Annotated in this window: 15 protein-coding genes, 1 tRNA gene and 1 rRNA gene; 15 read left to right on the top strand and 2 right to left on the bottom strand. The window is 42.7% G+C overall.

All coding sequences use genetic code 11. The features are described 5' to 3' along the window. Window positions 1-492 (top strand): PLP-dependent transferase (locus tag BLT_RS0119950; protein ID WP_017729467.1); only part of this gene is annotated, 492 nt, incomplete at its 5' end. Here the strand turns inward: BLT_RS0119950 and BLT_RS24155 are convergent. Beyond that, window positions 489-644, bottom strand: coding sequence for a hypothetical protein (locus tag BLT_RS24155; protein WP_017729466.1), 156 nt, complete (start codon window positions 642-644; stop codon window positions 489-491). The genes BLT_RS0119950 and BLT_RS24155 overlap by 4 nt on opposite strands. A 177-nt stretch (window positions 645-821) precedes the next feature. Between BLT_RS24155 and rrf the strand changes: the two genes are divergently transcribed. The 14 genes from rrf (at window position 822) to BLT_RS0119875 (ending at window position 13,793) form a co-directional block, all read left to right on the top strand. Next, a 5S ribosomal RNA gene (gene rrf, locus BLT_RS0119940) occupies window positions 822-937 on the top strand. Window positions 938-1,107: 170 nt separating this feature from the next. Next, window positions 1,108-1,181: transfer RNA gene (locus BLT_RS0119935), tRNA-Met, on the top strand. Window positions 1,182-1,335: 154 nt separating this feature from the next. Next, a complete protein-coding gene (gene thiL, locus BLT_RS0119930) occupies window positions 1,336-2,325 on the top strand; it encodes a thiamine-phosphate kinase (RefSeq protein ID WP_017729465.1) in 990 nt (329 codons plus the stop codon). Between the two features lie 4 nt (window positions 2,326-2,329). Beyond that, complete coding sequence (gene tsaE, locus BLT_RS0119925; protein ID WP_026105211.1) at window positions 2,330-2,803, top strand: tRNA (adenosine(37)-N6)-threonylcarbamoyltransferase complex ATPase subunit type 1 TsaE; 474 nt, start codon at window positions 2,330-2,332, stop codon at window positions 2,801-2,803. Next, on the top strand, window positions 2,784-3,494 hold the full coding sequence (gene tsaB, locus BLT_RS0119920) for a tRNA (adenosine(37)-N6)-threonylcarbamoyltransferase complex dimerization subunit type 1 TsaB (RefSeq protein ID WP_017729463.1): 711 nt from the start codon (window positions 2,784-2,786) through the stop codon (window positions 3,492-3,494). The genes tsaE and tsaB overlap by 20 nt, the downstream gene beginning before the upstream one ends. Next, a complete protein-coding gene (rimI, locus tag BLT_RS0119915) occupies window positions 3,487-3,948 on the top strand; it encodes a ribosomal protein S18-alanine N-acetyltransferase (protein WP_017729462.1) in 462 nt (153 codons plus the stop codon). Before tsaB ends, rimI begins: the two co-directional genes overlap by 8 nt. Next, window positions 3,935-4,954 carry a tRNA (adenosine(37)-N6)-threonylcarbamoyltransferase complex transferase subunit TsaD gene (tsaD, locus tag BLT_RS0119910; RefSeq protein ID WP_017729461.1) on the top strand — a complete coding sequence of 340 codons (1,020 nt, stop codon included), beginning with the start codon at window positions 3,935-3,937 and terminating at the stop codon, window positions 4,952-4,954. The genes rimI and tsaD overlap by 14 nt, the downstream gene beginning before the upstream one ends. Before the next feature lie 338 nt (window positions 4,955-5,292). After that, entirely contained in the window at window positions 5,293-7,461 is a 2,169-nt protein-coding gene (locus BLT_RS0119905; RefSeq protein WP_017729460.1) for a hypothetical protein, read from the top strand. After that, on the top strand, window positions 7,445-7,837 hold the full coding sequence (locus tag BLT_RS0119900; protein WP_017729459.1) for a hypothetical protein: 393 nt from the start codon (window positions 7,445-7,447) through the stop codon (window positions 7,835-7,837). Before BLT_RS0119905 ends, BLT_RS0119900 begins: the two co-directional genes overlap by 17 nt. Before the next feature lie 128 nt (window positions 7,838-7,965). After that, entirely contained in the window at window positions 7,966-9,594 is a 1,629-nt protein-coding gene (locus BLT_RS0119895; RefSeq protein ID WP_035426140.1) for a sigma-54 interaction domain-containing protein, read from the top strand. Continuing rightward, complete coding sequence (locus tag BLT_RS24150) at window positions 9,587-9,733, top strand: hypothetical protein (protein WP_017729457.1); 147 nt, start codon at window positions 9,587-9,589, stop codon at window positions 9,731-9,733. The genes BLT_RS0119895 and BLT_RS24150 overlap by 8 nt, the downstream gene beginning before the upstream one ends. Window positions 9,734-9,802: 69 nt before the next feature. Further along, on the top strand, window positions 9,803-10,951 hold the full coding sequence (locus tag BLT_RS0119885) for an iron-containing alcohol dehydrogenase (RefSeq protein WP_017729456.1): 1,149 nt from the start codon (window positions 9,803-9,805) through the stop codon (window positions 10,949-10,951). Window positions 10,952-10,977: 26 nt separating this feature from the next. Then, entirely contained in the window at window positions 10,978-12,375 is a 1,398-nt protein-coding gene (locus tag BLT_RS0119880) for a hypothetical protein (RefSeq protein ID WP_017729455.1), read from the top strand. Then, window positions 12,372-13,793 (top strand): NAD-dependent succinate-semialdehyde dehydrogenase, encoded by a 1,422-nt coding sequence (locus BLT_RS0119875; RefSeq protein ID WP_017729454.1) that lies wholly within the window; start codon window positions 12,372-12,374, stop codon window positions 13,791-13,793. Before BLT_RS0119880 ends, BLT_RS0119875 begins: the two co-directional genes overlap by 4 nt. Window positions 13,794-14,376: 583 nt before the next feature. On the opposite strand, the gene BLT_RS22495 is transcribed toward BLT_RS0119875, so the two are convergent. Next, on the bottom strand, window positions 14,377-14,630 hold a 254-nt coding region (locus BLT_RS22495), incomplete at its 5' end, for an ABC transporter C-terminal domain-containing protein (protein WP_035426137.1).

Genomic DNA, 14,630 nt, shown 5'->3' with positions numbered 1-14,630 from the left:
CCAAAAAATTTAATTGCAAAAGCAAAGGCGAAGGTTGTCACGCTTGGGTGTAACCTGACACCCTTTGAAGGATGGCTTGCTTGTCGGGGCTTAAAGACATTAGCGCTTCGAATGGAAAGACAATGTGAAAATGCACAAGAAGTCGCTTCTTCTTTAGCTGATAATGCTGGTGTTGATAAAGTATATTACCCGACTAATGTTTCAAAACAAGGTAATGGAGCGATTGTGACAATAAAGCTAGCGAAAGATATTAATATCGAAACGTTTTTTCAGACGCTTGCGTGGATAAAAATTGCACCAACGTTGGCTGGTGTGGAAACGACAGTATCCTACCCATTGCGCACCTCACACCGCACTGTACCTTCCGAAGTGCGTGAGTCGTTAGGAATCGACGCACAGGTAGTGAGATTGTCGATTGGAATTGAAGATGCACAGGACATCATCGACACATTGGTTGAGGCAATTGAACAATCAAAAAACGACCGCTCCTAAGAGGGGTCGTTTGGATAAAACATATTTAATGCTTGTTGTAAGATAGGAATCTGATCGGTAAAGATTATAACTGGAAGAAACAAGGTCGTCAAAAGGACAACCATAATAGATAAGCCCATAGTACGAAAAACACCAATTAATTTCTTTCCCATAAAAGAGTCCTCCCTGCAACAATGTGAATTTTTTGTGAATTTTCTTAATAGTAATCTATTTATCTGAAAATTGCAATATAAATTCCCGAAAAATTATAAAAATATTTTTGGGTAAAATTTACTTGCATCAACTTTGTAAGTGTGCTAATATATAACTTGTGGTTGTAGAACAAAAAGTTTGGTGGCGATAGCGAAGAGGTCACACCCGTTCCCATGCCGAACACGGTCGTTAAGCTCTTCAGCGCCAATGGTAGTTGGGGGCTTCCCCCTGCAAGAGTAGGACGTTGCCAAGCTATGTTTTTTATAATGAAATAAAATAATATAACGACGCGGGGTGGAGCAACGAGCGAAGCATCCGCCGAGAAAGCAGCGAGTAATCTCGACGCATGATTGCGTCAGAGTGGAAGCTGGAAGAGGAGAGGTCCTCTCCGAAGAAAAACCTCATCCATAAACTGTATAACGACGCGGGGTGGAGCAGTCTGGTAGCTCGTCGGGCTCATAACCCGAAGGTCGGCGGTTCAAATCCGTCCCCCGCAATACCAATTAAGGCGAAACCATCGAGTTTCGTTTTTTTTACGTTCAAAACTTGGGAATCACGTGAAATTTCGATAAAATAAAGATATTGTCCTTAGGGAAAGTAGTGGACCCTAAGGATTTTTTTCAAGAATGGTCCACTTGTGAGGTGAGGTTCATGAAGGATGAGTTTGCCCTCATTCGGCAGATTACCCCAAAAGCGACAAAGCAACCTTCGCTGCAGGTCGGCATTGGGGATGATGCTGCGATTTATACGGGAAGTGATGATTATGATGAAGTCATCTGTGTTGATACGATGGTGGAGGATATTCACTTTCGTCGCGATACGTTAACCCCCTTTCAAATTGGGTATAAGGGGCTTGCAATCAATATAAGTGATTTAGCTGCCATGGGTGCCCTCCCTATGTATTATCTTGTTTCCATAGCGATCCCACGCTCTTGGACGGAAGAAGAGATTCGGGCAATCTATAAAGGGATGCATCAGCTAGGCCACGAATATGCGATGGATCTAATTGGTGGAGATACCGTTTCGACGAGGGACAAGCTTGTCTTAACAGTGACGGCGATCGGGAGAGTGGAAACAGGGCGGAAGTTGCTTCGTTCAAATGCAAAAGCTGACGATGTTGTCTTTGTTACTGGTACAATTGGCAAATCAGCTGCTGGTCTCGAGCTTCTTTTTGAGAGAGGATTGAACGGTTCGTATTCAGAAAAGGAGCAGGAACTCGTAAAAGCCCATCAACAACCAAGTCCAAGGGTTGAGGCTGGTCGAATCTTTGCTCGATCTGGCTATCGGCTTGCTTTGAATGATGTAAGTGACGGGGTTGGGAGTGAAGCGAACGAATTGGCGGAAGCGAGCAATGTTTCCATTTGTATTGAAGAGGATAAACTTCCGTTTCACCCTAGCCTCACGTTTTATTCAGATTCGAAAAAGCTGAAATTGGCATTATTTGGCGGAGAGGATTTTGAATTAATTGGAACGGCATCTATCCAGGATTTTCGCCCGTTGCAAAAACAGTGTGAGGATGTAGGTGTTCAGCTAACAGAGATTGGCTATGTAGAAAAGGGGAAAGCTGGCGTTTCTTTGATTCAACATGGAAAAAGAATCGTATTAAAAAAAGAAGGCTATAATCATTTTCGGAATGGGTGATTACATGAAGTCATGGTCGTTTGTTAGTCAGTCCCCTGAAGAAACGATCGCATTTGCTGAAAAACTGGCTGCATGGGTAGTTCCAGGTGACGTTATTACATTAGAGGGGGATTTAGGAGCTGGGAAGACAAGCTTTACAAAAGGATTAGCAAAAGGCTTAGGAGTAAAGCGTGTCGTAAAAAGCCCCACCTTTACAATTATTAAAGAGTATCAAGGGAGGCTGCCTCTTTATCATATGGATGTTTATCGATTAGCAGACAGTGAAGAGGATCTAGGTTTTGAAGAATATTTTGAGGGGCAGGGGATAACAGTTGTGGAGTGGGCGAGTTTGATTGAACCACTTCTACCTGAAGAGCGGCTTGCGATTGAGATTCGTCATGCTGGGGAGAACAGTCGAACCATTCGACTATTGCCACATGGGGAACGATTTATTGAACGATGTAAGGAGTTTATCAGTCATGAAAACGTTAGCGATTGATACGTCAACCTATGTCATGGGTGTTGCGGTTTTAGATGGTAACCAAGTGCTCGGGGAAATGACGACAAATTTGAAAAAAAATCATTCGGTTCGGCTGATGCCTGCGATTGAGCTTTTAATGAAGGATGTAAATGTAAAGCCTGCTGAATTAGAGAGAATTGTTGTTGCAGAGGGACCTGGCTCCTATACGGGTGTTCGGATCGGTGTAACGACAGCGAAAACGTTGGCCTGGTCGTTGGGGATTTCACTGGTTGGTGTTTCGAGCTTGGAGGTCATGGCGCAACGAGGAAGATATTTTTCTGGACTTATTGTTCCGTTGATAGATGCTCGTCGTGGTCAAGTGTATACCGGGCTTTATCAATGGGATGGAAAAGACATAAAAAAGGTAGATGATGAACGGCTTATTCAGGCAAGCGAGTGGGCTGACAGTGTAAGTCGTTATGAACAGCCCGTTTTACTCATCGGACAGGACTTAGAAATTCATGGGTCCACATTTAAAGAGGGGTTAAAGGGGCTTGGAGTGATTGCTGTCTCAACAGAGATGCTACCTAGCCCAGCTGAGTTAGCTCGTTTAGGACAGGAAAAACAGCCGGTAGAGAACGTACATACATTTGTTCCCCGATATTTACAACTTGCTGAAGCGGAGGCCAACTGGCTGAAAGCTCAGAAAAAGGGCGATGCGAATGGATAAGCAGGAGCGAATTCGTTTTATGACGGTTGAGGACATTGAGGCGGTGCTCCATGTAGAAGAGCATTCGTTTTCGGTACCATGGAGCAGAACAGCATTTACAAACGAACTAACGAATAACCAATTTGCCCGTTATGTCGTATATGAAGTGGATGAACATGTCGTCGGCTATTGTGGCGTTTGGGTTGTTTACGATGAAGCGCACATTACCAATATTGCCGTTCTCCCTGAATATCGTGGCGGAAAGCGGGGAGAAGCTTTATTAGCGTATATCATGGAGTTTGCAAAGCTTATGGGTGCAAAAAAGATGACGCTAGAAGTGCGAGTGTCGAATGAAGTGGCTCAGCGGCTTTATCGAAAGTATGGTTTTCAAGACGGTGGTATTCGAAAAAACTATTATACAGATAATTTGGAAGACGCATTAGTTATGTGGGTGATGTTAAATGAGCACGAATGAAATTATATTAGCGATTGAAACGAGCTGTGATGAAACGTCTTGTGCAATCATTCGAAATGGAACAGAAATTTTGAGCAATGTCGTTTCTTCACAAATTGAAAGTCATAAGCGCTTTGGAGGCGTAGTTCCTGAAATCGCTTCTCGCCACCATGTAGAACAGATGACGTTGATTGTGGAAGAAGCGATGAAGGAAGCAGGCGTTACCTTCTTTGACGTATCGGCGGTAGCCGTGACGGAAGGGCCGGGGCTTGTTGGGGCTCTATTAATTGGAGTAAACGCAGCGAAAGCAATTGCCTATGCCCATAACCTCCCGTTAATCGGTGTTCACCACATTGCCGGTCATATTTATGCAAATCGTCTGATCCAAGAGATGTCCTTTCCGCTGCTTGCCCTTGTTGTTTCAGGAGGGCATACGGAGCTCGTTTATATGGAGAAGCACGGTTCCTTTGAAATTATTGGTGAAACAAGAGACGATGCGGTTGGAGAAGCGTATGACAAGGTTGCTCGAACCCTTGGTCTCCCTTACCCTGGTGGGCCGCATGTTGACCGTTTAGCAGCGACTGGTGAGGCGACGTTGGACTTGCCGAGAGCATGGTTAGAGTCAGACTCCTTTGATTTTAGCTTTAGTGGTTTAAAATCGGCTGTTATTAATATGCTTCATAACGCAGAGCAACGGGGAGAAAAAATTCCGGTTGAACAATTAGCTGCAAGCTTTCAAGAAAGCGTGATTGATGTCCTTGTGACCAAAACAAAAAAAGCCGCCATTCAATACGATGTGAGGCAAGTTTTAGTTGCGGGTGGTGTTGCAGCAAATAAAGGGCTTCGTAAAGCGTTAGAAGAAGCATTTAAGGATGAGGGGATAGAGCTTGTCATCCCACCTCTCTCCCTGTGTACCGATAATGCGGCAATGATTGGTGCCGCTGCAAGCATTAAATATGGGCGCAAGCAATTTGCAGGCTTCGATTTAAATGGGAATCCAGGCCTTGATTTAGAGCAGGTAGACTAGAATATCTCAATAAAATTTTTTTGGTTTAAAACCTCTTATGTTGGCAGAAGCTAATGAGAGGTTTTTATTGTTTTTTCGCTTAGTAGAAACCCTTGAATGGTTCAACTTGGTTTAATCGCAGATTTATCCACAAAGGTTATTCACATTCATGTGGATATAGTGGATAATCTCAAAAAACTCATCAGATACCGTTCGAATAATTGTGCACAAAAAACATGTGTATAACCTACTTATTTTGTGAATAACTTTAGAAAACTCTTTAAATAAAGGTTCATACCTGTGAATAAAGCTGTTGATAATGTGGATATGTTAGAATTTTTTGCAAAAGGTTGAAGGCGATGTGGATAAAAAACGTTTGTTCGCTCCTTATTATTGGTTGTTTGATGTTTTGCTCGTGCGTACCTGTCTTTGCTAAGGAAAATGAGCAAGCAAATCAACTAGTGCTTGTGCTTGCACCAAGCTTGTCATTTCAAGAAGCGCGCTGGCTAACGGAGCATGGAAAATACAAAGATTTATGGGAACAGGCTGTTTTGTCGGCCATGAATGTTCGTCCAGATGGACCCTATTCTTATTTAAACAATACGGTCAGTTTAAGTATGGGCAATAGAGGGGTCGGGGTGAAAGGTTGGAATAGTTTTGAGCCAGGAGAAAAAATCGATGAACAGCCTGCCGAATTTATTATGCAGCAATGGTATGGGCACTTTCCGGAAAAAAGTCTTTTACATCCATATGTAAATAGGCTTGTGGAGAAAAATAAACAGTCTACATATGGGGGGCAGGTAGGGATACTGGGCTCTTTATTGGAGCGGCAAGGTGTTAAGCGAGTAGTGATTGGTCATAGTGATATAAATGAGAGAGTGCGATACGGCTCCCTTTTTACTATGAATGAAAAAGGAGAGTCCTCGGGAGTTTTAACAAAAGCCGTTCGTTCAAATCCTCGCGCGCCGTTTGGACAAGAAATGGATGAAGCTTATGTCATGCAGATGCTCGAAAGCAATGATAATGAGTTACGTTTTACAGTGGTGGAGTGGGGAGATGTTTTTCGCCTTTACGAACAGCGTGAGATGATGGATATACAATATTTTAATGTTCAGCGAAGTCATCAATTGTTGCGATTAGAAAGTTTTATCCACAAATTGTACACAGAGAAAAAATATGATATTTGGCTTGTCGCACCTTTTATGCATCAGGAAGCGTACCAAGAAAAGGAGCAGCTTGCACCGATCTTTTTTTGGGGACAAAAGGGAGGGGGAGCATTTTATTCACCGACGACGCGTCAAGTTAATCTTATGAGTAACATTGATTTTGTTCCGACCATTTTATCTTATTACAACATCCCCATCCCATCTTCATTAAGCGGAAATCCTGTAAAGCTACAGACAGGAGAAAGGTTTAAGCCTGCAACGGTTTATAAAACAGTTGATCATATCGTTTATGTTTTCAAAACAAGAGGATCGGTGTTATCGAGCTATATCTCACTTCTCGTGCTGTTGCTCATTGTTGGAGGAGGTGTCACTTGGTTCAAGCGAGAAAGTCAACGGTGGTGTTATGTGATGCAAGTAATCCTTTCTGCTGCCGTTAGTACACCACTTTGGTTTTTGGTATTGACACCACTTGCTCCGTTTGTTCATCCAGCTGGATTTGTTGTTCTTCTTATGCTTTGCTCGGTAGGAAGCGCCTATATGGCAACCCGTTGGTTTGCATCCCCCATCGTGGTGATCGGTACCGTTCAATTTGTCCTGATTAGTATAGATGTGATGTTGGGCTCTCCTTTCATGCAGCGTTCGTATTTAGGTTATGATCCAATTATTGGCGCAAGATACTATGGGATAGGAAATGAATATGCAGGAGTCTATATTATTTCCGCTTTACTGGCACTCTCACCATTTCTTAACCGTAAAAATAAGTGGGTTAGAGGCTGTATATTGCTTGTATTTGCTAGCTTCACCCTGATAATGCTTGGGAAAAGCACGCTGGGTGCAAATGCTGGAGCGACTCTTTCGGCCGGTATTTCCTTCGTTATGATTGGCTATTGGCTTTTTTGCCGGCGTTGGGCCGTTTGGAAGCTGCTTTTAGCTTTAGGGGCATCGATGTTGCTAATCATTTACTTTCTCTATATGTTACAATTATCGGGGGCTCACACACATATTCAAAAAGCTTTTATTCGCTTATTTCAAGGAGACTTTCACTATATTTCTAATCTCATTTTGCGAAAGGTTGAAATGAACGTGAAACTCTTTCGTTTTTCTAACTGGACCCAGCTTTTTGTGACAAGCTATGTTCTTGTTGGTGTTTTTCTATGGAAGCAGTGCTCAACATGGGAGCATGAAGGGCGAACGTTATTATTACAAGGGGGACTTGTGGCATCTGTTGCCCTTTTTCTTTTAAATGATTCAGGAGTCATAGCGGCTGCTACGTCGATGTTCCTTGTTGTGTCGGCGAATTTGTTTTGGCTATTGGAATATGGGGGTAATAAAGGAGGAGAGCACGTTGCCTACAAGGATTAAATGGGCGAGAATGTTAAGGATTTCAGTTCTAGTCATCTTAACGATAGCAATTAGTGTAGATCAATTCTCTTATGGGATGAATGATTTTTTAGGTGGTCGCTGGCTAACTGTTGCCCTTTTGTGTTGTTTTTTGTTTGCTGTAACGGCAGAACTGCTTCTTTCTAAAGAAGAAAAGAAGAAATATGCTCTTCCTATTATTGAAAATGATCTCTTTTTAATTCTTTATGTAATCGGACTTATTGCCCTTTTTACTGCTTTAGGTGGGCGATCACAAGTCGGTTTAACCTTAACCCATCCGGTGATTTGGGTTTTTGTTATTTACGCAATGCTTAAATGGAGGGTTGATAAAAAGCAGGAAAAAAACGAAGCGTCATAGTATGACTACATTTGAGAGAGCTTCCATATTAAAGGCTATCTCTCTTTTTCGTTTTACAAAAAGGATATTTAATAGTGCTTACTCTTATTGATAGAAAGGTTTTTTGGAGAAAAGAAAGGATGCTTCCGATGAAAATTAAAAAGACCCAAAAACTTGAAGAAATCATCCCTTTTTTTATAGACGAGCAAACCGAAGTGCTACAGATCATCGATGAACAAGATGCCCCGGTCGGTTATTTGACCCAGGAAGACGTTTTGCGTGCGATCCAAAAAGGAGATCTGACTGAACAAATCTCTGAGCTTATTCAAAGGACAAATTCTAAAAACGCGTACAAAAGTGTGGAGAGGGTTTCAGGAGTCTTTAATGATAAAGAACGTCAATTGTACTTACATGTTATTCAAACAGAATGGTTTAAAACCTTACTGAACTCCCTTCATGATGGCGTCTACATTGTGGATGGGAAAGGTGTAACAGTGATGGTAAATGTTGCTTATGAGCGCATAACAGACATTCGTGCAAAGGAAGTTGTGGGACGGCATATGACGGATGTGATTAAGCAGGGGTATATTTCTCAATCGGCTTCGATGGAGGTATTAAAGCTGAAGCGTCCTGTCACATTAATGCAAAAAATTCGTGATGAGCGGCAAATCATTGTATCCAGTACACCGATTTTTAATCGAGATGGTGAGATCATTCTTGTTGTTAGCAGTGTCCGTGACATTACAGAGCTGCTGAAACTAAAGCACGAACTTGAAATGGTTCATGCTTGGAGAGGTGAACGGGCAAAAGCGATCAATGTTGCCGAGGTTGATGTTGGTTCTTTAATTAGCAGTGAGGATACAAATGAACAGTTCAAGCTTGCTGATCATATTGCAAAAACAGATGTAAAAGTGTTGCTCCAAGGTGAGACAGGTGTTGGTAAAAGCATGCTCGCTCGCTATATTCATGAGAAAAGCTTAAGAAAAAAGGAACGTTTTGTTGCATTAAATTGTAGTGCGATCCCAGCTAATTTGATTGAAGCAGAGCTGTTTGGCTATGAGCCAGGTGCGTTTACAGGTGCACTGAGAACAGGAAAGCAAGGGCTTGTTGAACAAGCGGATGGGGGAACGCTGTTCTTGGATGAGATCGGGGATTTGCCTTTAGAGCTTCAGGTCAAGCTTCTTAAGGTTGTAGAAGAGCAGCGTTTTAGTCGTGTAGGAGCAACGGATGAGCGAACAGTTGATGTGCGAATCATTTCTGCCACCCATAAAGACTTAAAGCAGCATGTTAAAGAGGGAGGATTTCGTGAAGACCTTTTTTACCGTTTGAATGTTGTCCCTATTGAAATTCCACCTTTGCGGGCACGACGTCGGGAAATTATTCCTCTGCTCGATTATTACCTCGCTTTCTTTAATAAAAAATATAAGCGAGAAATTAAAATGAGTCTAGAATGTAAGGATTGGTTGCTTGAATACCATTGGCCTGGAAACATTAGAGAGTTAATGAATCTCGTTGAGCGTCTTGTCGTCACATGTTTTGATGAACAGATAAAGGTCGACCATTTACCGAAAGGGTATGTTCAATCAAAGGATGGAGATGAGCTTTTTCCATTTGAACAAATCATGCCACTGAAACAAGCAGTAGAGATGGTAGAACGAAAAATGGTGACAGCAGCTTTAAAAAAATATAAAACAACAAGAAAAGCAGCAGAGGTACTTGGTGTGAGTCAAGCAACGATTGTCCAAAAGTTAAAAAAGTGGAGAGGAACAATTGATTAAAAAACGAATCAATCAATGCGATTTGACTCGTTTTTTAATCATTTTATTTTTTGCTTCATTCATTGATTCTTCATTAGCTATGAAGGAGCGCAAGAGCTTAAGTCGTACATTTAATGAAAATAATAATAAAAAGAAGTAATTTTTTGAGCAGGTTAAAAGTTGGCATGCTTTTTGCAATGATAAAAAAGGAAAGGGAGGTAGAAAAAATATGAGTATTTCAGAATTTAAAATTGCAAACAAGTTAATAACCGGAAAGGAAGCGCTTACTCGCTTGGCTGATGAATTAAACCAGCTAGGGTGCAAAAACCCTCTAGTTGTAACAGATGAAATTTTAGAAAAAGTTGGCGTAGTGGCATCATTGGACACATATTTGAAAGGGTTTTCATATGGTCTTTATACGGGCGTGAAGCCTGAACCAGAAATTGCCCTTGTGCAAGAATGCGTCGATGTGATCAATGAGGGCGGGCACGATGGCTTAATTGCTCTTGGAGGAGGTAGTGCGATTGATATCGCTAAAAGTGCCTCGGTGCTTGTAACGAATAACCAAAACATTGAGGACCTGTTTGGAACTGATTTAGTAGAGAAGCCAGGACTCCCGCTTGTTGCGATTCCAACGACAGCAGGGACAGGATCAGAAGTAACAAATGTGGCTATTTTGTCTGATAAGGAAGCGCAATTAAAGAAGGGGATTGCAAGTGATTATTTGCTTCCTGATGTTGCGCTTGTTTCACCAGAAATGACAAAAACGATGCCGCAATCGGTAACAGCGGCAAGTGGAATTGATGCGTTGGTCCATGCAATTGAAGCGTACTTATCTGTAAACGCTTCACCGATTACAGATGCACTTGCTTTAGGTGCCATGAAAATGATCTCGACAAACTTGCCAAAAGCATACGCCAATCCGAATGACCTTGAGGCACGGGAAGCGATGGTTACAGCAAGTCTTATGGCTGGAATGGCCTTTGGGAATGCAGGGGTCGGTGCTGTTCATGCTCTAGCCTATCCATTGGGTGGTCGCTTTAATTTGCCTCATGGTGTGAGCAACGCCTTATTGCTACCTTATGTGATGGAATGGAATCGTATTGCATCACTTGAACGCTTTAAAGAGATTGCAGAAGCGCTTGGGGAAAGCACAGACAACGCAACACTTGTTGAAGCAAGTGAAAAAGCGATTGCTGCGATGAAGCGCTTGTGTGAATTTGTCGGCATTCCTTCAAGCTTACAAGAAGTGGGCATTAATGAAGACGCGATTCCTGCAATGGCTCATGATGCAAGCCAAATTTCCCGTCTGCTTAATAACAACCCTCGAGTATTAAGAGAAAAAGATATTGAACAAATTTATCGTGCTGCGCTTTAGTAGGCGCTGATAGGAGGTAGAGATTCATGTCAAAGTGGAAGCAACACAAACATGGTGAAGAAGCACCGTACACCCCTTTTGGACCATTTAAGATACGACTTCCGTTTGTCCATTACAAAATGGAGTGGCCTGATTATTTTCAAGGATTATTAATGTGTGCGGTGGATCTAGCAGCAATTGCTCTCATGATTGAATATTTGGGCATGTCGTTTGAAGTGGCCCTTGCTGTTGTTATTATAAATGGATTGCTTTATTTGACACACCATTTGTTAGGGGATCCTGTTGTACCTGGGTGGATTACGCCAGCGATACCGCTTTTAATATTATATGTATCTCAGTTTCCGGAAGGTCCTGAGAGGGTTCACGCTCTTATTGCCTTCCAATTAGCGCTAGGGATCTTTTCTATTATTCTCGGAATGACGGGTTTAGCGAGTAAGGTCGTTCAATTGGTACCGAATGCCATAAAATCAGGTGTTCTTCTCGGTGCAGGTCTTGCTGCTGTCGTTACAGTATTTGAAGTTGGGGGACGCTTTGATATGTTCCCGATCACAATCAGCCTTTGTGTAGGTCTTGCCTTTTACTTAGTTTTTTCGAAGCATTTTGAGAAGTTGAAAAAAAGAGGGGGAGGGTGGAAGCTTCTAGGAAATCTTGGCATCTTTCCAATTATTCTTTTGGCTGTTTTGCTTGCCCCTCTTTTCGGTGAAGCTCCATGGCCGACAATTGAGTGGGGCTTTAGTAAACCGGATTTTGTGACGTTGTTTACTGATTTTACGATTTTCGGGTTAGGATTTCCGCCACTAATGATGTTTATCACAGGCTTACCAATGGTTTTTGCTGCATACATTATTCTCTTTGGGGATGTTTTACAATCTAAAGCTCTTATAGATGAAGCAAATGCCACTCGTGACGACGAAAAAATTGACTATAGCTCCGATCGTGCGCATCTTATTTTTGGTGGTCGTAATGCTGTAATGAGTATCATTGGACCAGACATTGCCATGTGTGGACCTGTGTGGGCAGCAATGCAAGTCGTAGTTGTCGAGAGATATAAAGCTGGGAAAAAATTTATGAACTCGATTTTTGGTGGTCTTGGTTCTTTCCGTTGGGGAACAAACACGGGATTACTTCTTTTACCGATTGTCAGCCTCGTGGAGCCAATTTTAGGTGTTGCTCTGGCATTAACATTGTTAATTCAAGGCTATGTTAGTGTTCGTCTTGGTGTACTTCAGGCACAAAGTCAGCGCGATCTGGGGATTGCTGGGGTTATGGCAGCTGTATTAGTGAGCAAAGGAGCAACATGGGCATTTGCTGTTGGAATTTTCCTTTCTTTGCTTATCTACGGTAAACGCTTCTTTAAAGGAGACGATCAAAACGATCTCTTTATCCCGGAAAATGCTGAAAATAAGGAGGAAAAAGTCGGATGAAACCGTATCGAATCTATATAGATGGAAAATGGCTGGAGACCGAAGAGATGATTGAGGTTGTCAATCCGGCTACAAATGTGGCTTTTGCAACCGTCCCAAAGGGAGGAGCGGAGGAGGCGGTGGCTGCTGTTGATGCAGCGCACCGTGCATTTCCAGAATGGTCACAGCGCCCTGCACATGAACGAAGCGAGCTTTTGCAAAACTGGTTCCGGTTAATTGATGAGCATAAGCAGGACATTGCTGAAGTTATGACAAGGGAGCAAGGAAAGCCTGTGGCGGAAGCTCTTGGTGAAGTGCAATATGCAAATAGTTTCCTCTCTTGGTATGCAGAAGAGGCTAAGAGAGTTTATGGTGAAACGATCCCTGCGTCTTCTCGTTCAAAGCGAATTCAAGTATTAAAGCAACCGGTCGGCGTCATTGCCGCCATTACACCATGGAATTTTCCTGCTGCAATGATTACACGTAAGGTAGCACCTGCCTTGGCTGCAGGATGTACAGCGGTCGTTAAACCAGCGGAGCTTACACCGCTAACTGCGCTATATTTAGCAAAGCTTGCAGAGGAAGCAGGAATTCCAGCAGGGGTTTTAAACATAATCACAGGAAATCCTGCTGAGATAGGTGAGGTATGGATGAGTGATAAGCGTGTTCGTAAGCTGACCTTTACGGGGTCGACGCCTGTAGGCAAGCATTTGATGCGCCAAGCGGCAGATACGGTAAAAAAGCTATCACTTGAATTAGGAGGACATGCCCCTTTTATTGTAATGGATGATGCAGACATTCCTAAAGCGGTAAACGGCATTATCGCCTCTAAATTCCGTAATGCTGGTCAAACATGTATTTGTGCCAACCGCATTTACGTACAAGAAGGTGTTGTTGATGCTTTTACAAAGGCTTTTGTAGCAGCGGTTTCCAAGCTAAAGGTAGGAGATGGAATGACGGGAACAGATATTGGACCACTCATTAACGAAGCGGCCCTTCAGAAGGTTCAAACGCATGTGGAGGATGCCGTTGCCAAAGGAGCCAAGCTTGCCTATGGTGGCAAACTGCTTACAAAAGATGGTGGCTTCTACTTTGAACCGACTGTTGTGACCAATGTTCAGGAAGATATGATTTGCATGCAAGAAGAAACATTCGGACCACTAGCGCCGGTTGCAACATTTACAACAGAAGAAGAGGTCATTGAGAAAGCAAACGATTCACCATACGGTTTAGCGGCCTATGTATTTACGGAAAATCTAGGCCGTGCGATTCGCATGAGTGAAGCGCTAGAGTATGGTATTGTAGGTGTGAATGATGGTGTTCCGTCCACTGCACAGGCTCCGTTTGGCGGGTTTAAGGAGAGTGGTCTTGGTCGAGAAGGTAGTCATTACGGAATTGAAGAATATTTAGAAGTAAAATATGTCTCTCTCAGTATCTAAGAAAAAGAGACGTATCATATAGAAATGAGGCTGTGACAAAAGAGTTTTTATTGAAGAGAAATCTGAACGTCATGATCGTTTTTGCATAGCAATCGCTTCGGAACTATCCTTCGCTTTCCGCGGGCGGCTGGTGAGCCTCCTCGTGCTTTTCGCACTGTGGGGTCTCACTCTTGCCTTTGATGAGGCCACTGAAAAAGTCCTTTTTAGAGAGTGGTTGGTTGAATTTATTCAACCAACCACTCTTTTTTCGTATATGATTAAAGGACAAGGCTCAATTCCTCTTAGCCCATATATGGAACTCTATGAACTCGTTGATTTTTCTTTCATCATGGACTCTTAAACCAAAAAGAGTCGTAAATACCAATGGAAAGGGCAGCTTTTTCTCCGTTCTTGGAGAAAAAGCTGCCCTTATTTTTTATTTTTTTGGTCCAGTACCCTGTCAGCTTAGTTTATCAGTGGTCTCCCTTTGATCCCGCAGGAGTCTACGTCTATTTCCTCCGCTAAGGTGTGCATTGTTCGCATTTTCAATCATACACGTTCGTTATGCCCCAGCCTGCCTCATAATTCTATTTATTTCTTACGATTAACTTTCTAATTGTAAGGTTTCCCATTCTTCCATGAGTTGTTCAATCTGTTCTTTGGCTTCATCAATTTCTGTCTGCAAGGCTGATGCTTTTTCATGGTCAGAGAACACATCAGGCTCGCAAAGGGTCTCTTCATGTCCAGCAATGGTTCCTTCAAGCTCCTCAATTAAAGCCTCAATGTCTTCGATTCGCCGCTGGCGCTGCCGCTCTTTGCGCTTCGCTTCTCTGTCTCGTTCAAAGGTTGCTTTGTCTG

The sequence above is a fragment of the Halalkalibacterium ligniniphilum genome (genome assembly GCF_000334155.1).
Classification (GTDB): Bacteria; Bacillota; Bacilli; order Bacillales; family Bacillaceae_D; genus Halalkalibacterium; species Halalkalibacterium ligniniphilum.
This window is presented reverse-complemented; position numbering and strand designations above follow the sequence as displayed.

Coding starts and splice junctions, on each gene's coding strand:
- BLT_RS24155 (WP_017729466.1), bottom strand. CDS start 644: ATGGGAAAGAAATTAATTGGTGTTTTTCGTACTATGGGCTTATCTATT.
- thiL (WP_017729465.1), top strand. CDS start 1,336: ATGAAGGATGAGTTTGCCCTCATTCGGCAGATTACCCCAAAAGCGACA.
- tsaE (WP_026105211.1), top strand. CDS start 2,330: ATGAAGTCATGGTCGTTTGTTAGTCAGTCCCCTGAAGAAACGATCGCA.
- tsaB (WP_017729463.1), top strand. CDS start 2,784: ATGAAAACGTTAGCGATTGATACGTCAACCTATGTCATGGGTGTTGCG.
- rimI (WP_017729462.1), top strand. CDS start 3,487: ATGGATAAGCAGGAGCGAATTCGTTTTATGACGGTTGAGGACATTGAG.
- tsaD (WP_017729461.1), top strand. CDS start 3,935: ATGAGCACGAATGAAATTATATTAGCGATTGAAACGAGCTGTGATGAA.
- BLT_RS0119905 (WP_017729460.1), top strand. CDS start 5,293: ATGTGGATAAAAAACGTTTGTTCGCTCCTTATTATTGGTTGTTTGATG.
- BLT_RS0119895 (WP_035426140.1), top strand. CDS start 7,966: ATGAAAATTAAAAAGACCCAAAAACTTGAAGAAATCATCCCTTTTTTT.
- BLT_RS0119885 (WP_017729456.1), top strand. CDS start 9,803: ATGAGTATTTCAGAATTTAAAATTGCAAACAAGTTAATAACCGGAAAG.
- BLT_RS0119880 (WP_017729455.1), top strand. CDS start 10,978: ATGTCAAAGTGGAAGCAACACAAACATGGTGAAGAAGCACCGTACACC.
- BLT_RS0119875 (WP_017729454.1), top strand. CDS start 12,372: ATGAAACCGTATCGAATCTATATAGATGGAAAATGGCTGGAGACCGAA.